This window comes from Paraburkholderia sp. Ac-20342, assembly GCF_017104985.1.
Lineage (GTDB): Bacteria > Pseudomonadota > Gammaproteobacteria > Burkholderiales > Burkholderiaceae > Paraburkholderia.
In genome coordinates this window covers 62,278-81,529 of record NZ_JAAGPQ010000006.1, presented here as the reverse complement: position 1 = coordinate 81,529, position 19,252 = coordinate 62,278, and the positions used below count along the sequence as shown (strand labels likewise).

The 19,252-nt window shown below is 66.0% G+C and carries 17 protein-coding genes; 10 read left to right on the top strand and 7 right to left on the bottom strand.

The genetic code is table 11. From position 1 onward, the window contains the following. Nucleotides 1-7: 7 nt before the first annotated feature. From G3N58_RS04050 to G3N58_RS04010, 9 genes are all read left to right on the top strand, one after another. A complete protein-coding gene (locus G3N58_RS04050; protein WP_205998510.1) occupies nt 8-1,267 on the top strand; it encodes an ABC transporter substrate-binding protein in 1,260 nt (419 codons plus the stop codon). Between the two features lie 45 nt (nt 1,268-1,312). Next, nucleotides 1,313-2,182: a branched-chain amino acid ABC transporter permease gene (locus tag G3N58_RS04045; RefSeq protein ID WP_167044277.1), complete on the top strand. Its 870-nt coding sequence runs from the start codon at nt 1,313-1,315 to the stop codon at nt 2,180-2,182. Further along, nucleotides 2,179-4,719, top strand: a complete 2,541-nt coding sequence (locus tag G3N58_RS04040; protein WP_241016973.1) for a branched-chain amino acid ABC transporter ATP-binding protein/permease — start codon at nt 2,179-2,181, stop codon at nt 4,717-4,719. Before G3N58_RS04045 ends, G3N58_RS04040 begins: the two co-directional genes overlap by 4 nt. Before the next feature lie 53 nt (nt 4,720-4,772). Further along, nucleotides 4,773-5,573 carry a shikimate dehydrogenase gene (locus tag G3N58_RS04035; RefSeq protein ID WP_167044274.1) on the top strand — a complete coding sequence of 267 codons (801 nt, stop codon included), beginning with the start codon at nt 4,773-4,775 and terminating at the stop codon, nt 5,571-5,573. A 2-nt stretch (nt 5,574-5,575) separates the two neighbouring features. Next, nucleotides 5,576-7,342, top strand: coding sequence for an FAD-dependent oxidoreductase (locus G3N58_RS04030; protein ID WP_167044271.1), 1,767 nt, complete (start codon nt 5,576-5,578; stop codon nt 7,340-7,342). Next, nucleotides 7,332-7,946 carry an NIPSNAP family protein gene (locus G3N58_RS04025; RefSeq protein ID WP_167044268.1) on the top strand — a complete coding sequence of 205 codons (615 nt, stop codon included), beginning with the start codon at nt 7,332-7,334 and terminating at the stop codon, nt 7,944-7,946. The genes G3N58_RS04030 and G3N58_RS04025 overlap by 11 nt, the downstream gene beginning before the upstream one ends. Nucleotides 7,947-8,024: 78 nt before the next feature. Further along, a complete protein-coding gene (locus tag G3N58_RS04020; RefSeq protein WP_167044264.1) occupies nt 8,025-8,858 on the top strand; it encodes a sugar phosphate isomerase/epimerase in 834 nt (277 codons plus the stop codon). 178 nt (nt 8,859-9,036) lie between these two features. Then, nucleotides 9,037-9,831, top strand: coding sequence for a glucose 1-dehydrogenase (locus G3N58_RS04015; RefSeq protein WP_240159073.1), 795 nt, complete (start codon nt 9,037-9,039; stop codon nt 9,829-9,831). A 164-nt stretch (nt 9,832-9,995) separates the two neighbouring features. After that, entirely contained in the window at nt 9,996-10,283 is a 288-nt protein-coding gene (locus G3N58_RS04010; RefSeq protein ID WP_167044261.1) for a DUF1330 domain-containing protein, read from the top strand. A gap of 46 nt (nt 10,284-10,329) precedes the next feature. Here the strand turns inward: G3N58_RS04010 and G3N58_RS04005 are convergent, their stop codons facing one another. The 6 genes from G3N58_RS04005 to G3N58_RS03980 all read right to left on the bottom strand — a co-directional run bounded on the left by G3N58_RS04005 (nt 10,330) and on the right by G3N58_RS03980 (nt 16,848). After that, nucleotides 10,330-10,887 carry a MarR family winged helix-turn-helix transcriptional regulator gene (locus tag G3N58_RS04005; protein ID WP_167044258.1) on the bottom strand — a complete coding sequence of 186 codons (558 nt, stop codon included), beginning with the start codon at nt 10,885-10,887 and terminating at the stop codon, nt 10,330-10,332. Between the two features lie 109 nt (nt 10,888-10,996). Continuing rightward, nucleotides 10,997-11,824 (bottom strand): aldo/keto reductase, encoded by an 828-nt coding sequence (locus G3N58_RS04000; protein WP_167044255.1) that lies wholly within the window; start codon nt 11,822-11,824, stop codon nt 10,997-10,999. Between the two features lie 16 nt (nt 11,825-11,840). Continuing rightward, nucleotides 11,841-13,637: an FAD-dependent oxidoreductase gene (locus tag G3N58_RS03995; RefSeq protein ID WP_167283302.1), complete on the bottom strand. Its 1,797-nt coding sequence runs from the start codon at nt 13,635-13,637 to the stop codon at nt 11,841-11,843. 148 nt (nt 13,638-13,785) lie between these two features. Further along, nucleotides 13,786-14,526 (bottom strand): SDR family NAD(P)-dependent oxidoreductase, encoded by a 741-nt coding sequence (locus G3N58_RS03990; protein ID WP_167044249.1) that lies wholly within the window; start codon nt 14,524-14,526, stop codon nt 13,786-13,788. Then, on the bottom strand, nt 14,523-15,383 hold the full coding sequence (locus G3N58_RS03985; RefSeq protein WP_167283303.1) for a ThiF family adenylyltransferase: 861 nt from the start codon (nt 15,381-15,383) through the stop codon (nt 14,523-14,525). The genes G3N58_RS03990 and G3N58_RS03985 overlap by 4 nt, the downstream gene beginning before the upstream one ends. Nucleotides 15,384-15,540: 157 nt before the next feature. Then, nucleotides 15,541-16,848, bottom strand: a complete 1,308-nt coding sequence (locus tag G3N58_RS03980; protein ID WP_167283304.1) for an ABC transporter substrate-binding protein — start codon at nt 16,846-16,848, stop codon at nt 15,541-15,543. A gap of 209 nt (nt 16,849-17,057) precedes the next feature. Here G3N58_RS03980 and G3N58_RS03975 point away from each other — a divergent pair, with 209 nt between their 5' ends. Then, nucleotides 17,058-18,113 carry a Gfo/Idh/MocA family oxidoreductase gene (locus G3N58_RS03975; protein ID WP_167283305.1) on the top strand — a complete coding sequence of 352 codons (1,056 nt, stop codon included), beginning with the start codon at nt 17,058-17,060 and terminating at the stop codon, nt 18,111-18,113. Between the two features lie 4 nt (nt 18,114-18,117). On the opposite strand, the gene G3N58_RS03970 is transcribed toward G3N58_RS03975, so the two are convergent. Continuing rightward, the gene (locus tag G3N58_RS03970) at nt 18,118-19,023 is read right to left on the bottom strand and encodes an NAD(P)-dependent oxidoreductase (protein ID WP_167283306.1); all 906 of its coding nucleotides are present in this window, start codon (nt 19,021-19,023) and stop codon (nt 18,118-18,120) included. Nucleotides 19,024-19,252: the final 229 nt, after the last annotated feature.

The window sequence follows — 19,252 nt, the reverse complement described above, 5'->3', positions numbered from 1 at the left end:
ATAACGCATGCGTCATTCGAAGAGCCCGGCCGCGTCGGCAGCGGTTTTGCGCTGGACTGAAAAAACGACCTCCCTCGCGGCGCTCGCGTGCCTGCTCGCGGGCGCGGCCGTGCCCGCGCCGGCGCGGGCCGACGAGCCGATCAGGATCGGCATGGTGCTCGCCAAGCAGGGCGCCGTCGCGATCCACTCGGAGTACCTGATGCAGGGCGCGAACATGGCGCTCGAGGAAGACGGCGGCAAGGTGCTCGGCCGTCCGGTGCAGCTGATCTGGCTCGACGAGCCGAGCCCGCAGGCGGCGCAGCAGAACATGCAGAAGCTCATCGACGAAGACAAGGTGGTCGCCATCGTCGGCGGCGGCACGAGCGCCAATGCGCTCGCACTCAGCGCGCTCGCGAATCGCGCGAAGATTCCGTTCATCGCGCCGAACGCGGCGGCCGACGAACTCACGGGCAAGGCCTGCAACCGCTATACGTTCCGCGCGCATCTGCCGGTCAAGCCGCAGGTTCGCGCGATGTCGCAGCAACTGCTGACGCTCGGCAAGCGCTGGTACTTCCTGACCGCGTCGTATGCGTTCGGCCAGGGCGTCAGCGAGCAATTCCAGAAGCAGCTCCTCGCCTCGGGCGGCACGGTGGCCGGCGCCGATGCCGCGCCGCTGAACACGCCCGACTACACCTCGTACATCCTGAAGATTCGCCAGGCCAAGCCCGATGTCGTCGTCAGCGGCCTCGCGGGCAGCGACGTCTCGACGTTCCTCAAGCAGTGGAACGAGATGGGCATGAAAGGGCAGATTCCGATCGCGCAGATCGGCTCGGCCGACAGCGATATCTGGGGCGTCGGTCCGAATGCGGTAGCGGGCTACTACTCGAAGGACTGGTACTTCAACAACCCCGCGAACGTCGCCGAAGACAAGACCTTCGCGGCCGCGTATCAGAAGAAATACAAGCATCCCGCGCCCGATCGCGCGTGGACCGGCTGGTTCGTCATGCGTTCGCTGCTGCAATCGATCGATCAGGCGAAGTCGGTCGAGCCGGCCGCGATCGTCAAGGCGCTCGAAGCCTGGCGCGACCCCAACCGTCCGATGCCCGCGTATTACCGTGCATGGGATCACCAGATGCTGGTGCCGATCCTCGTCGCCAAGGTCAAGTCGAAGATCCCCGACAACTACGACTTCCTCGACGTCGTCAAGACGCTGCCCGACAACGCGGCGGGCCTCGACGCGCTGTACGGCGACAAGGCCGACGTCGGCTGCCAGATGGGTGCGCTCTGATGCGCGCCACGGTCCACGCCACGATTCACGTTCAAGGAGCACGGCATGCTTGAACTCCTGCTGTCCCAGGTCGCGAACGGGCTTGTGCTCGGCTTCCTCTACGTGCTGATCGCGATCGGCCTGTCGGTCATCTTCGGCATGCTCGGCATCGTGAACTTCGCGCATGGCGCGTTCTTCGCGCTCGGCGCCTACTTCGCCGTGACGTTGCAGCAGCAGTTCGGCTGGCCCGCCGTCGTGTTCGCGCCGCTGCTGGCCGGGCTCGTCGGCGTCGTGGTCGAGTTCACGCTGATTCGCCGGCTGTATGGCAAGGAGCCGCTGATCGGCCTGATCGTGACGTTCGGCCTCGCGCTGTTCGTCGAGGCCGTGATCCGTCAGTTCTGGGGCGCTGGCGGCCAGCCGTTCAGCGCACCGCCGCTGCTGTCCGGCTTCGTCGTGCTCGGTCCGGTGCTGCTCACGACCTATCGGCTCGCGGTGCTGGCCGCAACGCTGGTGCTGCTCGTGCTGCTGTGGGCGGGGCTCGTCTATACACCGTTCGGCCGCATTCTGCGCGCGGGCAGCCGCGACCCCGAAATGGTCGGGATGCTCGGCATCAATCTGCCACGCGTGCTGACCGGCGTGTTCGGACTCGGCTGCTGCATCGCGGGAGTCGCCGGTCTGCTCGCGGCGCCGCTCTGGACGGTCACGCCGTCGATGGCTTCCGACGCGATCATGCCCGCGTTCGTGATCGTCACGATCGGCGGACTCGGTTCGTATGCGGGCGCGATCGTCGCCGGGCTGCTGGTCGGCATCGTCACGTCGCTGACGGTGCAGTTCAAGCCCGAAGCTTCCGGCGCGGCGATGTACGTGCTCATGGCGCTGATCCTGCTGGTGCGGCCGCGCGGGCTGTTCGGCGAACGTTGGGAGCGTTTCGAATGAAGTCTCAATCTTCTTCCATGCTTCGCCATCCGATCCTCTGGCTCGCGCTGGTGCTCGCGGCCCTGTCGTTCGGCGCGGTCGGCCTCGGCATTCCGCTAGGGCGCATCACCGAGATCGCGATCTACACCTTGTACGCGGCGGGCGTCGGCCTGCTGGTCGGCTACACGGGTCTCGTGCCGTTCGGCGCCTCGGTGTTTTTCGGCTGCGCGAGTTACGCCGTCGGTATCGGTATGGGCCGCCTGTTCTCGAACGAAATCGAGGCGCTTGCGTTTGCGATTGTGTTTTCGCTCGTGCTCGGCTCGCTCGTCGGGCTCGTGATTCTGCGGCGGCGCGGTTTGTACTTCTCGCTGCTCACGCTCGCGTGCTCGCAGATCGCCTACGAAATCGCCTTCAAATGGACCGATTTCACCGGCGGCGAAAACGGCATTCAGGACGTTGCGCGTCCGTGGCTCGGTTCGATGCCCACCTTCCATGCGTTCAGCGTGGTCACGATCGTGCTCGCGATGGGCTTTCTCTGGCGTCTCGCGCACTCGCCGTTCGGCCGCGTCTTGCAGGCGCTGCGCGAAAACGAGCAGCGCGTGTCGAGCCTCGGCTACAACGCGTATCGCGTGAAGCTCGCGGCCTTCGCGATGTCGGCGGCGGTGGTCGGCTATGCGGGCGGTTTGCTCGCGTTGCTGATGCAGGGCGTCTATGCGAATAACCTGAGCTGGCAGCATGCCGGCGATGCGCTGCTGATGGTCGTGCTCGGCGGCGTGCACCAGTTCCTCGGGCCGCTCTGGGGCGCGATCGGTTTCGTGCTGCTGCAGGACAAGCTCAGTGCGATCACCGAGAACTGGTGGCTGCTGTTCGCGCCGATCATCGTGGTGCTGGCGCTGGCGTCGCCCGAAGGCATCCAGGGTATCGCGCAACGGCTGCTGCGCCGTCCGCGCTGGACGCTCGTGCGTGCGCAGATCCCGGCGCGGCCCGCGGTCATCGAGCCGTTCAGGAGCGCGAAGGCCGAACTCGATCCGGGCCAGCCGATTCTTTCGGTGCGCAACCTCGGCAAGCGCTTCGGCTCGATCGTCACGGCCAAGGGCATCGATCTCGACGTGATGCCGTATCAGCTGCACAGCTTCATCGGGCCGAACGGGGCGGGCAAGACGACGTTCTTCAACATGCTCAGCGGGTTGTTGCGGCCCGACACGGGCGAGATCGTGTTCGAAGGGCGCGACGTGAGCCGCTTGCCGATGTTCGAGCGCGTGCGGCTCGGCCTTGCGCGTTCGTTCCAGATTCTCAGCGTGTTCCGCGAGCTGACCGCGTTCGAGAACGTGCGCGTCGCGGTGCAGGCGCGCAGTCCGCTGCGTCATTCGATCTGGCGCGACGCATACCGGATCGACGCGATCAACGCGCGGACCTGGACACTGTTGCAGGCCGTGGGACTCGAAGACCGGGCCGAGCAGAAATGCGCGAATCTCTCGCATGGCGAACAGCGTCTGCTCGAAATCGCGGTGTCGCTGGCGACCGACGCCAAGCTGCTGTTGCTCGACGAGCCGCTCGCGGGGCTGGCCGAGGCCGATCGCGAGATCGTCGGCAAGCTGATCCGGCGTCTGGCGTCGACGCATGCGGTCCTGCTGATCGAACACGATATCGATCGCGTGATCGCGTTGTCCGACCGGCTCACGGTGCTGCACCAGGGGCGCCTGATCGCGGACGGCAAGCCGCACGAGGTGGCGAGCCATCCCGACGTAATCAGCGCGTATCTCGGCAAGTCGAAGGACGAGGACGCCGCCGAAGCGCTTGCACCGGCCGGGGTTCCCGCGCTCGCGGCGCGCGAGCACGACGGCCGTGTGATCCTGAAGATCGAGAAGCTGTGCGCCGGGTATGACGGCAGCCAGGTGCTCGATCGCCTCGACATGGAGATTCGCGAAGGCGAGGTTGTCGCGCTGCTCGGCCGCAACGGTGTCGGCAAGAGCACCACGCTGCGCGCGATGATGGGCGTCGCGCAGGTCGGCGCGGGACGCGTCGTGTTCGACGGCCGCGACATCACACATGCGCGACCGCACGAAATCAACCGGCTCGGCTTGTCGATGGTGCCCGAGGGGCGGCGGCTGTTTCCGAACCTCACGGTGCTCGAAAACCTCGTGCTCGCGCAACGCGCGGGCGGCGCGAGCCTCGATGAAGTCTACGAACTGTTTCCGAAGCTGCGGGTTCTGCAGAAGTCGAAAGCCGAGGCGCTGTCGGGCGGCGAGCGTCAGATGGTTGCGATTGCGCGCGCGCTGATGGTGCCGAGCCGGATCATTCTGCTCGACGAACCCTTCGAAGGCCTCGCACCGGCCGTCGTCAAGGACATCATGGACGCGGTCGTCAAGCTGCGCGGCCGCGCGAGCCTCGTGATCGTCGAGCACCACGCGGAGAGCGTGCTGCCGATGGCCGATCGCGCGTACGTGATGGTCAACGGACAGATGGCCTTCGCGGGCCCCGCGCACACGCTGGCGAACGACGCCGCGCTGCAGGCGCGTCTGCTCGGCGTCACGGGCGAGCCCGAAGCCGTCGGGTAAACCACGCAGGCGCACCCGCAGCCACTTTCATTCTTTCCGATTTTAGGACCCCTATGAGCTATTCCACCCTGAGCGGCGCCACGCGCGTGATCGCGATCATTGGCGATCCGATCGCGCAGGTCAAATCGCCGGCCAACGTGACGCGCATGCTCAACGAACGCGGGCACGACACGGTCGTGATCCCGATCGAAGTGCCCCCGCGCGATGTCGACGGCTTCATTCGCGGGCTGTCGCTCGCGAAGAACTGCGACAGCATTCTCGTCACGATTCCGCACAAGTTCGCGACGTACGCGCATTGCGCGACGGCCAGCGATCGCGCGGACTTTCTCGGCTCGGTCAGCATTCTGCGCCGCAATGCCGATGGCGGCTGGCATGGCGAAATGCTCGACGGCCTGGGCATGCTGGGCGGCATCAAGTCGCAAGGCGGCGATCCGAACGGCAAGCGTACCTTGCTGATCGGCGCCGGCGGCGCGGGCAGTGCGATCGCGCTGGCCTTGCTCGAAGCCGGTGCATCGCATCTCGCGATTCACGATGCCGATGCGACGCGCCGCGATACGTTGATCGCGCGGCTCAAGGCGCGTTTCGACGCGCGCGTGAGCGTTGGCAGCGCCGACCCCACGGGCTTCGGGATGGTCGTCAACGCAACGCCGATGGGCATGCGGCCCGGCGACCCGTTTCCCGTCGAAGTCGAGAAGCTCGCGCCCGAGGCGTTTGCCGCCTGCGTGATTACGGCGCCGCTCGTGTCGCCGTGGATCGAAGCGGCCCGCGCGCGCGGGTGCAAGACGAGCGTCGGCGTCGATATGTTCACCGCGGAGATGAGCCTGATGATCGACTTTCTCGTCGGGGAGGGCTGATCATGGACGGCCACGCGGGACCGGTGCAATCCGCGAGATCGTGTGATTTGCTCGTGATCGGCGCCGGCGCCGGAGGGCTGTCGGCCGCGGTCACGGCCGCCATTCTCGGGCTCGACGTGATCGTGCTCGAAAAGGAAGCGGTGTTCGGCGGCACGGCCGCATGGTCGGGCGGCTGGATGTGGATACCGCGCAATCCGCTCGCGCTGGCCGCCGGCATTCGCGAAGACGAAGAAGGGCCGCGCACGTATCTGCGTCATGAACTCGGTGAGTACTACGACGAGTCGCGCATCGACGCGTTCCTCGAACACGGTCCGCGCATGATCGAGTTTTATCGCGCCCATTCGGCCGTGCAGTTCATCGACGGCAATCTCATTCCCGACTTTCATGGCCGCTCGCCGGGTGCGTTGCCCGGCGGCCGCTCGGTGTGCGCCGCGCCGTTCGACGGCCGCGAGCTTGGCACACGGATTCGCGACCTGAGGCCGCCGCTCGATCTCGTGTCGTTGTGGGGCATGGGCATCTCGGCGGGCGCGGACCTGCGGCACTTCCTGAAGGCGACGCGCTCGTGGTCGTCGTTCCGTTATGCGGCGCGGCGCGTGGCGATTCATCTGAAGGACCTGCTGTTTCATGGGCGCAGCATGCAGCTCGTGAACGGCAACGCGCTCGTCGCGCGGCTCGCGAAATCGGCCTTCGATCACAACGTATCGATCGATGTTTCGCATTCGGTCCAACACCTGATAGTCCGCGATGGGGTGGTGTGCGGTGCGCATGTCGACACGCCGCAAGGCGCAGTCGACATTACGGCGCGCCGCGGCGTCGTGCTCGCGTGCGGCGGCTTTCCGCACGATGTCCAACGCAAGCGCGCGCTGTTTGCGCATGCGCCGACGGGGCGCGAGCACTGGTCGGCCGCGTCGCCGGGCAATACCGGCGACGGTCTGCGGCTTGCCGAAGCGGCCGGTGGGATGCTCGACGATTCGTTTGCCGAGGCCGGCGCATGGGCGCCGGTGTCGCTCGTCAAGCGCGCCGACGGCAGCACGGGCACGTTTCCTCATCTGATCGAGCGCGGCAAGCCCGGGCTGATCGCCGTGACGGGCGCGGGCAGGCGTTTCGTCGACGAAGCCGATTCGTACTACGACTTCATGCAGGCGCTGTTCGACGCCGTGCCTGCCGGGCAGCCCGTGTTCGCGTGGCTGTTGTGCGACCACCGCTTTATCCGCCGGTATGGACTCGGTGCCGTCAAGCCCGCACCGTTTCCACTCGGACGCTGGCTGCGTTCGGGATACCTCCGGCGTGGCAGAACGATCGCGGCGCTCGCCGAAGCGTGCGGCATCGATGCCGCGACGCTCGACCATACCGTCGCGACGTATAACGCGAGCGCGCGCGAAGGTCAGGACCCCGAATTCGCGCGTGGCGAGACGCCGTACAACCTCATGCAGGGCGATGTCGACCACGCGCCGAATCCCTGCGTGGCGCCGCTCGAAAACGGTCCGTTCTATGCCGTGCAAATCGTGCCGGGCAGCCTCGGCACGTTTGCGGGCCTGTGCACGGACGCGAACGCGCACGTACTCGACGCGCACGGCGAGCCCGTGCGCGGCCTCTATGCGTGCGGCAACGATATGGCGAGCGTGATGGGCGGGCGTTACCCGAGCGGTGGGATCACGCTCGGTCCCGCGATGACGTTCGGCTATATCGCCGCACACGACGCGGCCGGCAAGACGCTGGCCGCATCCGCCAACCGTACTGCAATGACAGGAGAAAAAGATGTTTTATGAACTCACCACGATGACACTGCGCTTCGGCACCGTTGCCAAGGCGTCCGTCGCCGCCGATGCCTACGCACGCGATGCGCAGGCGCGCGGCACGCTGTACGGCATCTGGTTTTCGGATATCGGCGATCTCAATCAGATGGCCGTGCTGCGCGGCTTCGAGACGGCCGAGGAGATGCTCGCGGAGCGCAAGCGCACGCTGCTCAGCGCCGATCCGTTCGGTTGCGGCGAATGGCTCGTCAAGATCGAAATGCATAGCTATGAAGGCTTCGCATGGATGCCCGCGCCGACGCCCGGCGAGCACGGCAAGGTCTACGAAATCCGCACCTACGAGTTCAAAACGGGCGGTCTCGGCCCGACGTTGAGCGCCTGGGAGCGCGACCTGCCCGCGCGGCAGAAGGTTTCGCCCTGCGTGGCCGCGATGTTTGCCTACGATGGCACGCCGCGCTTCACGCAGATCTGGCCGTATGCGAGCCTCGACGAGCGTGCCGCCGCGCGCGCCGACTCGGTCAGCCAGGGCATCTGGCCGCCGAAGGGCGGACCCGACTGGTTGACGACGTCGATGCGTTCGCAGGTGTTCGTGCCGACCGCGGTGTCTCCGCTGAAGTAAGGCGGCCAGCGCGTATTCCTCATGCACGCGCGTGCGCGCGGAGTTCGCCGCACGCGCCTAACCGGATGGAGATTGTTCATGACTGAGGCCGTTGCTCAAAAGCCGGCGTTTTCGCTCGCGCATCTGACGGCGTTGTCGCTGACGCCGCCCGAGCTCGTATCGGTTGCCGCGCAAGCGGGTTACGACGAGGTGAGCTTTCGCCTGCTGCCTGCCACGCCCGGCGGGCCCGCCTACTCGTTGATGACCGATGCGGCCATGCTGAAGGACACGCTCGCACGCATGGCCGATACCGGCGTGCGCGTGTTCGATCTCGAAATTATCCGCCTCGGCGAGCGCTTCGATGCGCGCGATTATCTTCACTTCTTCGAAACCGGCGCAAAGCTCGGCGCGCGCGCTGTGCTCGTCGGATGCGACGACAGCGATCCCGTGCGGCGCGCGCAGGCGTTTGCCGCCTTGTGCGAGCTTTCCGCGCCGTTCGGTCTGACGGCCAACATCGAGTTCATGCCGTGGACCGCGGTCAAGAGACTGCGTGATGCGGTCGCGCTCGTCGAGGAGGCGGGGACGCCGTCGAACGCCGGCGTGCTCGTCGATGCGCTGCATTTCGCACGTTCCGATTCGACGCTCGACGAAGTGCGCGCGTTGCCGCGCAAATGGCTGCACTACGCGCAGATGTGCGACGCGCCGGGAGGGACGCCGAGCACGGATGCGGAGCTGATCCACACTGCGCGTTGCGAACGCCTGCTGCCCGGCGAAGGCGGCATCGATCTCGTGGCGCTCTGGAATGCGTTGCCGAGGGATCTGCCTGTCAGCATCGAAATTCCGAACGATCAGCGCGCACCGCTGCTCGGGCCGTTGGGCTGGGCGACGCAGGCGCTGGAAGCGGCGCGACGCGTGATCGACGCACGCGCTTGATTGGCGTCTCAGGTGTGCGGTGCGAGGTCTCGCGCGATGGCGGCGCGTGATCTCGGACACGGCTGGTATCGCCTCAGGGTTTTCGTCATGTTGATATATCAACATAAGACTCAATACACTTCGATCATCGACTGACCTCGTGGTTTGAAGGACAGTCTTGTGCGGAGAAATGGTAGTGATGAGTCAGAGCACGGAAACCGGATTGTCGAATCCCGAGAACAGGATGGTGGCGATCGTCACGGGTGGCGCAAGTGGGATCGGCTGGGGGATCAGCCAGAAGTTCGCGCAACTCGGGTATAGCGTCGTTATCGCGGATCTGGACGAAGCCGCTGCCGCTGCGCGGATCGGGGAGTTAAGCGGAGATTCACACACGGCGGCCAGGGTCAACGTGGCGAGTGAAGACGACGTCGTTTCCCTGGTGCGCGAGGTGGCGCGGAAATATGGCCGGATCGACGTGCTCGTGAACAATGCGGGCATCGGAGAGCAGCCCGGTTCGACCGTTGAGCAGACCGTCGACGGATTCGACCGGGTCCTTTCCATTCACCTTCGCGGTACGTTCATGATGTCTCGCGAGGTGGCCAGGGTGATGCTCGGCGCAGGGGGCGGGGCCATCGTCAACCTCAGTTCTATTGCCGGGTTGGGCGGCATTCCTGGGCGCAACGCTTACGGTGCGGCGAAGGCGGGGATTTCGTCCATGACGCGCTCGATGGCGGTGGAGTGGGGGCGCAGCGGCATTCGCGTCAATGCCGTGGCTCCCGGCTACGTGATGACCGAGATCGTGCGTACCCTGGTGGCGGACGGTCGCCTGAATACGGCAGGAATCGAAAAGCGTACGCCGATGGGACGATTTGCCGAGTCGTCCGAGATTGCCGATGCGGTCGCCTATCTGGCGTCGTCGTCCGCCACCTATATTACGGGCGTGACGTTAAGCGTGGACGGCGGTTGGGCGGCACATGGCGGTCCGGTGGATTGATTGCTTGGGTTATGCAGCAGGCGCGGAGACGTGCGAAGAGAAACCTCGCGTTTGCACGCCTGCTGGATGGAAAGACGAAAATATTATTTGATCTGTGAAGAAAAGGCCGCCGAGGGTGAGAGCGGTGCCGGGAACCTGAAGAGATTGGGATGAGCAGAGGTCATATGCCGAAGGGTTACATCATTGCGCGAGTGGATGTTCAGAACGAAGAGGAATACGCAAAGTATGCCGCGTTCGCGACTCCCGTTATCAAAGCCTATGGCGGTCGCGTGCTGGTGCGTGGCGGCCCATGCGAGGTGCTTGAAGGCAGCGGTCGATCGCGCAATGTCGTGATCGAGTTCGAGTCGTTCGAGCAGGCAAAGGCGTATTACAAATCAGCGGAGTACGCTCAGGCTCGGGCGCTGCGTGAAGGTTATGCGATCGCCGATTTTATTGCTGTCGAGGGTGCCTAAGGCCTGGTGAAATCCAGGTTGTCCGGTATCGGTGGAACCACGAATCCTATTGAGAACCGTCGATTTCAATCAGATTGCGTGAGATAAGATTGAGCATGGAAATCAATCTTTCTTTATCGTCCGTGGTCAATCCGCGCAGCATGGCTTCTTCCCGGTCAAGTGCGAGCCGCAGTACCCTGGTTCTGAGCGATGTGCCCGCGCGCGTGAGATTCGATTCACTACGTCTTCCATAGGAAGCACGCGTTTCGACGACCCCCTGTTTCACCAGCGCGCTCAGGCTACGGCTGATTGCCGCTTTGTCGAGGCCGAGTCCCTGCGCCAGTTCGGCTCCGCTCGACCAGCCTTCCGCGGCGAGAAAGCAAACGATCCGCCAGTCGACGAAGCCAATGCCGGCGTGCTTTCTGTACGCAGTCGATGCGCCGTGCGATACCCGGTTGGCTGCGGCAGTCAGCACGGCCGGCACGCAGCGCGACAAATCGATCTGGCGAGTCATCTCATCGGCCTCATCCTTGCGGCTGAGCTTGCTTCTCGTCGATCCGACCGCGTTGACACTTCGTTGCCCGCTTGGCGTTGCCTGAGTTTGCTGGGCTTTCTGTGTTTTCACGGTTGGCACGATGAAGGTCCGATTGGGTTTCGCACGTTTCGCACGACGAGCGGGGCAGAGGTGAGCGCCTGATTCTACATGCTCCCGTTATCGTGCCCGCGCTACGCTCTCACTCTGCGTCCCAAGCCGGCGCGAAGGCCGGGCTGACAATGCGGATATTCTTCGGCAATTGCGCGATGAGCGCGCGATCTTCGTCATCGAGCGGCACATCGAGCGATGCCAGATTGGCGAGCTGATTAGCTTTGCCGCTCGCCTTCGGCACGGCGGCGACCTGCTCCTGCTCGACGAGCCATTTCAGCGCGACCTGAGTGGGCTGCACGCCGTGCCTGGCGGCGATTTGCTGGATTTCCGGCATCTCGGAGACCTTGTTGCGGGCCAGCGGGCTATAGGCAATCAGCGCCATATCGTGCTGGCGGGCAAAGTCGAGCAGCTTGGCTTGGCTCAACGCGACGTGATACTCGACCTGCATCGCCGCCAGCGGCACCTGCATCACTTCCACGACTTCGCGCACCAGAGCGAGCGGAAAATTCGCCACCCCGATCGCCCGCGCGCGTCCCTCTTCCTTGAACGACACGAGCGTTTCGAGGGTTCGCGCGAGGTCCCAGTCCTGCGTCGGCCAATGAATCAGGAACAGGTCGACGTAATCGGAACGCAGCGCGCGCAGCGTATTGTCGAACGAGGCCCGCATGCGTTCGGGGCTCAACTGGTCCCACCATACCTTGCTGGTCACGTGAATCTGCTCGCGCGGCACCGTCGATTGCACGAGGGCGTCGCCAACCGCCGCTTCGTTGTTGTACGCGGCGGCGGTGTCGATATGACGATAGCCGAGTTCCAGGGCCTGCACGACAGCGCGCGTGCATTCGTCGCCGAGCATGGGCCATGTGCCGAGGCCCAGCTTGGGCATGTTCAGTTGATGGCGATTGACGATGCGTTGCATGAGTGTTTTCTCCGTGTCAGACGCGCGCTTTAGCCTCGCGCGCGCCGGGTGTTTCGTTCGCCGCACCGCCGTGCGCGACGAACTTTGCGATGCGCCAGCCCAACACGATGGCCGGGCCGAGCGTCGTGCCGGGGCCCGGGTACGTACCGCGAAAGATCGACGAGAGGTCGTTGCCGCAGGCAAAAAGGCCTGGAATCACGTGGCCTGCCTCGTCGATCACTTCGCCGTTCGCGTTGCCGCTCAGTCCCGCGCTGCACGCGAGATCGGCGGGCCATACGGTTACGGCGTAATACGGTCCCGCACCGATCGGCCGGATGCACGGGTTGGGCTGCTGGCGTGCGTCGCCGTTGAAGCGGCTCATCGGACTGCTGCCTCGCTCGAATGCGGGGTCGTTGCCATTGGCGGCGTCGCGATTATAACTTTCGACCGTGCAGGCGAGGCCCGCCGCATCGATCTGGAGCTTCGCGGCCAGTTCGTCGAGCGTGTTGCCTTTCACCAGATATCCCGAGCGTTCGAATTCGGCGATACGTCCCGCACCGCGGCCGGGCATCAGCAGGCCGAGGCCATACTCGTGGAGAAATGCCGCATCGACGATCAGATGCGCGGGCACGCTCGCGCCGTTGCCGTTGCTGTTTTGAGCGTCGCGCAGCATGCCCATCACGAAGTCGTGATACGAGTTCGATTCGTTGACGAAGCGCTCGCCCCGGCTATTCACCGCAATGAGTCCGGGCTTCGCGCGATCGAGGATGATATGCGGCCAGACGCTGTCTTCGCCCGCACTGCCGTTGCGTGCGCGCTGGATCGAGCAGGGCATCCAGAGGCCGGGGCTGTCGCCGCCGTTCTCGACCTTTGCGCCGACCTGGTGGGCGCGGTCCACACCGTCGCCGGTATGGGTTTGCGGTGCCAGCGAAAGGCCGCGCGCGCCGGCCGGAAAAAGCTGATTGCGCAGCGTCGGGTGGCGCGTGATGCCGCCCGTTGCGAGCACGACGCCGCGGCGCGCGCCGATGCGCCGGCGGCCGCCACCAGGCGTCGCGACGATTGCGCCGGTTACGCGGCCGTCTTCGCGCACGAGTTCGACGAGCGGCGTGTCGAAGCGGACCTCGACATGGCGCTTGAGCAGGCTGTAATAGAGCCGTGCGGCCAGCGCATTGCCCATGACGAGTTGCGTGCCGCGCGGATAGCGCAGCCGGTCCATCGCATAGCGCCCCACGACGGCGAGCGTGCGCCTGAAGTTGGCAAGCGTGGCGAACGGCGCGAGCAGCGCATTCAGATCGTTGCGCGCGACCATCATGCCGCCGAGTCCCATGAACTCCTTGCGCGGCGGCCGCACGCGCGCGAAGGCTTTGCCGAGCACGCGCGCGTCGAACGCCACGGGGGCCAGCGCGCGGCCGCCATAGGCCGCGCCGGGTCCGTTCACGTAGTCGGGGTGAGCCGCGGCGGCGACGAACCTGACCTCGCTGATCCGGGTCAGCTCCTCGATGGCCTGCGGGCCGCTTTGCAGGAAGGCCTCGCGTGCTTCGTCGCCACCGCGTTCGCCGACCACCGACTGCAGGAAGCGCCGCGCGTCGTCGACACTATCGGGCACGCCCGCGTCCACGCTCAGCTTCGTGCCGGGCACCCACGTGGTGCCGCCCGAGGTGGACGTAATGCCGCCCACCATGCCGGTCTTCTCGCACAGCAGAACCTTCAGCTTCTCGTGGTCGGCCACGAGCGCGGCCGTCATGCCGGCCGCGCCCGCGCCGAATACCAGCAGATCGACTTCCTCATCCCACCCTTGCCACTCCTGCCGCCCCTGTTGCCTGACCGCACCCATCTCCGTGCCTCCTCCATTCCGGTTCGCCGCGCGCGCATGGCTGAATGCGCGTGGCAAACGGTGTTCTTGATTTTGGAATCATATTCCAATAAATAAAAAAGTGGAACAAGATTCAAAATTAAGCGGCGGCAGAGGACAGCGCAGCGAATCAGTACGTGGCACGGCCTCCGGAGAGGTCGAAGGTCGCGCCGCTCGAAAACGAGCATTGATCGGAAGCGAGCCAGGCCACGAGGTTGGCCGCTTCCTGCGCGGTGCCCGCACGCTGCATGGGGATTTTCGCGAGGCTTGCGCCGAGGGCCTCGGGCGTCAGCTGCGCAAGCAGCGGCGTCTCGATCAGGGCGGGCGCGACGCAGTTCACGCGGATAGGCGTGAGCGCGAGTTCCTTGCCCATCGATTTCGTGAAGGCGATCACGCCCGCTTTCGCGGCAGAGTAGGCGGACATCTGTGGATTGCCCTCCTTGCCCGCAATCGAAGCGAGGTTCACGATGCGCCCGAACCCGGCCTCGCGCATCGGCTGCACGGCGGCGCGCGAGCAGAGGAACACGCTGCGCAGATTCACGTCGATGCAGCGTTGCCAGGCCGCGAGGTCGCAGTCGGTTACGTTCGCGACCGGACCGGTCGCGCCCGCGCTGTTCACGAGCACGTGCAAGGTGCCGAAGCGCGCGAGCGTTGCATGCATGGCGGCCGCGACGGATGCTTCGTCGGTCACGTCCACGCGCACGCCGAGCGCCGAGCTTTCCGGCAGCGCGCGGGCGGCCTCGTTTGCCGCGTCGCCGTCGAGATCCCAGAGCGCGACGCGGTGGCCGTCGTGTTGCAGACGCGCCGCGATGGCCCGGCCGATGCCGCCCGCGCCCCCGGTCACGACCGCGATTCGCGAGTGCGTATTCATGCCTGGGAATCCAGAAGAAATTCCACCATGCGATCGCACACGCGCGTGAACATCTGCGTGCCCGTTACGGTCTTGCAGCCGCGCGCGCGTGCCGCGGCGATGAAGGGCGTGAGCGGCGGCTTCGTGACGACGTCGCCCACGAAGGCGCTGGCCGGCAGGCGCGAGACGTCGATGGGCAGCGGGTCGTCGGGGCGCATGCCCATCGGCGATGCGTTCACGACCACGTCGAACGATTCGGCGGCGACCTCGCTCGCGGCCACGCGCACCGCGCCGCGCCCGAGCGTGGCGAGGCGCTCGACGAGCGAGCCGGCGCGCACGCTGTCGTTGTCCCGCACGTCGAGCGAGCCGACGCCCGCGTTCACGAGCGCCTGGGCGATGGCCGAGCCGGCGCCGCCCGCGCCCACGAGCAGCGCGTGCTTGCCGCGCAGGTCGCAGCCTTCGTCGGCGAGTGCGGCGACAAAGCCGGCGCCGTCGAACATGTCGCCGTGCCAGCCGCCGTCGGGCGTGCGGCGCAAGGTGTTCACCGCGCCGAGGAACGCCGCCTGTTCAGAAAGGCTCGCGCAGAATTCCGTCGCGCTGAACTTGTGCGGCACGGTGATGATGACGCCGTCGACATTGCGCATGCACGCCACGCCCGCGAAGAACGCGGCGAGATCGGCCGGCGCGACGTGCGCGGGCACCACGAGCGCGTCGCGGCCCGCTTCGCGCATCGCTGCCGTCACGCCTTTGGGCGAACGCACCTGCGCGATCGGATCGCCGACGATGTAGTAGACGCGCGTGGCGCCGCTCAGGCCTTCGTCGAGCGAAACCGGCGTGGCCGCGACAGCCTCGGCGGGAGTGGAAGAGGGGGAAGTCATGCTGATTTCATCTCCTGGGTTGTGCCGGCATCATCGTGCACGATGCCGGGCGGTCTTGCGTGCGCGAGCGCGTGCTGCTTCAGGGCGCTCGCGCGGCTTGCATGGGTCGTGCCCCCGAAGCGCCGCCGTTGCGGCGCAATGGCGTTGGCGGGCGGCGTCAGCGGGCAGCCATCGTGCAGCCGATTTCCTGGCGGGTGCCGTAGAGCCGGTCGAGGTCGGCCGGGTTCTTCGGCACCACCGAGACCTGGTTGAGCCAGTCCCACTTGTCGGTGATGTGGTCCTTCACCTTGAACACGGTCCAGCGCCGCAGAAGCTGATGATCCCACGGACGGAAATACGCGGGGCCCATGCTGTCGCCCAGTTGCACCGTTTCGAGGCTCTGCACGATGTCCGGGCCCGAAGTGCTCTTCGCCTCGTTCACGGCCTTGAGCAGCGAGCGCATGGTGAACCAGCCGATCCATGCCTTGTCGGCGGGCGGCTTGCCGTACTTCGCGGTGTACTGCTTGATGAAGGCGATTTCCTCGGGCGAGTGGTCGGGCGAGCTGAAGTGCCACGGCTTGCCGTAGTAGCCGGTTGCGGCGTCGACGCTGATCGACCATAGGTCCGAGTCGCCGATGATCGGACAGGCCACCGGAATCTGGTTCTTCATGCCCATTTCGGCGTACTGCTTGAGGAACGTGGAGAGGTCGCCGCCGGGCAGGCCGAGCAGCACGACATCGGGCTTCGACTGGCGGATCTTGAGGATGAACGCGCTGAAGTCGGTGGTGTTCAGCGGCGTGACGTCCGCACCCACGATCGTGCCGCCCGACTGCTTGAGCAGGTCCGACATCGAGCGCTGGATGTCCTGCCCATACGCGTAGTTCGCCACGAGGAAGTGCCATTTCTTGCCGATCGCGAGCAGCGACGGCGCGAGCGCGCGGCAGGTCACGGGCGTCGGACTCAGCACGCGGAAGGTGTACGGATTGCAACTGCTGCCGGTCAGCTCGCGCGCGGCGGCATTGGGCGCGATATAGGGCGTTTTGGTGCGCATTGCGACCGACGACATGGCCAGCGACGTGCCGCTGTTCGTGCCGCCGATCACGGCGACCGCCTTGTCCTCTTCGACGAGCTTCTGCATGTTCTGCTGCGCCGACTGCGGATTCGGTTCGTCGTACCAGACGAGGTCGACGCGGCGGCCGCGCGCCTGGTTGCCGGCCTGGTCGAGCGCGAGCTTTACGCCGTTGGCGATCACTTCGCCCTGTTCTGTCCACACGCCCTGCTTGGCCATCAGCAGGCCGAGCTTGAGCGGCTGCTCGCCCTGCGCGCGCACGAAGGCGGGCGCCGCGAGCACCGCGGCACCGCCCGCGAGTGCCTTGCCGGCCGTGGCGAGCCACACTCGCCGCGAGATCGCCGAGGCGGGCGGCGTTTCTGCCGTCGACGTTTCGGGGGCCGAAAGGTGGGTGTCCTGTGAGTGCTTGTCCGTCATGTGTCTCCGCTCCTGCCCCGTTTGAAGGGCCTGCTTCGTTGTGGTCGGCACATCGCGCAAAACGGTTGTGCCCGAAAAAAGCCAAAGTGAATCTTGATTCAAAGTGGAATAGCATTCAACAATTAAAGAGAATTTCAAGGTATCGGGGTAATCACCCGTAGCGGCGCTCCGGTGCCGATCTGTTCAACCGAAGCAAGGAGAGATGCGCAATGGCAAGGAGACGTATGGCGGTGATCGGCGCGGGTGCGATCGGCCGGATGCATGTAGAGCGCGCGCGGCTGCATCCGCATGCGCAAGTGGTGGCGATCGCGGACCCATCGCCGGCCGCAGAGCAGTTCGCGCGTGCCGAAGGGCTGCGCTGGTTTGCCGACTACGCGGCGCTGCTCGACGAAGTGCGCCCCGAAGGCGCTATCGTCGCCACGCCGAACGCGACGCATGTGGATGTCGGTCTCGCGTGCGTCGCGCGCGGCGTGCCGGCGTTGCTCGAAAAGCCCGTCGCCGATCGCGTGGAGGACGCACTGCGGCTGGACCGCGCCGCGCGCGAGGCGAACGTGCCGTTGCTGGTGGGCCACCATCGCCGCCACAATCCGATCCTGCGCCGCGCGCGCGAGATCGTGCAGTCGGGGCGGCTCGGCAAGCCGGTGGCGGCCAACGCGCTTGCCACCTTCTACAAGCCCGACGGCTACTTCGGCGTGCAGTGGCGCCGCGAGACCGGCGGCGGTCCCGTGCTCATCAACCTGATTCACGACATCGACATCATGCGGTTTCTGTTCGGCGAGATCGTCGAGGTGCAGGCGCAGACGTCGAGCGGCGTGCGCGGTTTCGCGGTGGAAGATACGGCTGCCGTGCTGCTGCGTTTCGCGAGCGGCGCGCTTGGCACGCTCGTCGTGTCCGACACGGCGGCCGCGCCGTGGAACTGGGACCTCGTGGCGGGTGAGGCCGCGCATTACCCGCGTCAGCAGGAGAACACGCACTTCCTGATCGGCACGGACGCGTCGCTCACGCTGCCGCAGCTCGACGTGTGGGAATACCGCAGCGGCAAGGGCTGGCACGAGCCGTTGACGGTGGAGCGCAGCACGCCGCATGCGGGTGATCCGTATCACGAGCAATTGCGCCACTTCGCCGCGGTGATCGCAGGCGAGGAGGCGCCGGTGTGTGCCGTGGACGACGGCGCGCGCACGCTCGCGGCGACACTGGCGGTGCACCAGGCGGCTGCGGCACGCGCGCCCATTGCGCTCGATCTCGCTGAAGCCGTGCGGCGATAAATACTCAGGATGGCTGATGACCGTGGCGATAGAACGCCACGGTCTCGCGCAGGCCGTCTTCGAGCGAGGTTTGCGGCAGGCCGGGCAGCAGGCGCGCGAGCGCGGGATCATGGGGAAACGCACTGGCGATCGGCAGCGGCGGCCCGCTCGCATCGATTTGCGCACCCGGAACGATCGCCGTGATCCTGTCGATCAGCGTGCTGATCGGCGTTATCTCGCCCGCCAGCGTGAACGCGTGCGCGCCCTCGAAGTCGTGCAGCAGCGCTGTTTCGTAGGCCGCGGCGACATCGTCGGCGAAGATGAGGCCCGTCGAGCCGCCGAACGGAATCGTATAGCGTTCGCCGCGCGCGGCCGCGCGGCAGGCGAGGCTCGGTCCCGCGCTCGAGCCCGATTCGCGCCCCGCGCCGTAGACCACGAGCGGCCGGAAGCCGATGCTCGCGATGCCGTGGTCGTGCCAGTACGCGCGGGCGGAGCCTTCGCAGGCGAGCTTGAAGGCGCCATAGTGCGTTTGCGGCAGCGGCGTCGCGCCGTCGTCGGGGCCGAACACGCCCGCGCTGCTCGCGTAGAGCACGCGGCGTATACCCGCCGCGCGTGCGGCATCGAACACGTTCAGCGTGCCGAGCAGGTTGATCTGTGCGCCGCGCACGGGATTCACCGCGCAATCGGGCGTGAGGATGCCCGCGAGATGAATGACCGCGTCGCAGCCTTCGAGCGCACGGGCGGTGTCGTCCGCGCTGGCGATATCGCCGGTGCGCCACTGCACCGAGGCCGCGCGCTCGGGCGACAGCGTCTCGATGAGCCGCGCGTTCGCGCGCAGGTCGAACGCGACGCAGTCCATGCCGCGCGCCAGCAGCCGCTTCATGATCCACGCCCCCAGAAAACCGCTGCCGCCCGTGATCAGTACCCGCATTGTCCTGTCTCCATGTCGTTGATCAAGTCGCAAATTTTTGCCGAGCTGTATTTGTTGAATACTATTCCATATAGAAAATTAATTCCACAAATTGGCGCGGCGGTGCTGTTCGGGCGTGCGCGTCACGAGGGGTGGTTTGCGACCGTGAATCCAGGGCATGGACGGCAAGCAGGCTCATGCGAATCTGCTTGAATTCCAGTGTGGAATTGTGTTCTCATTTGGCTATTAC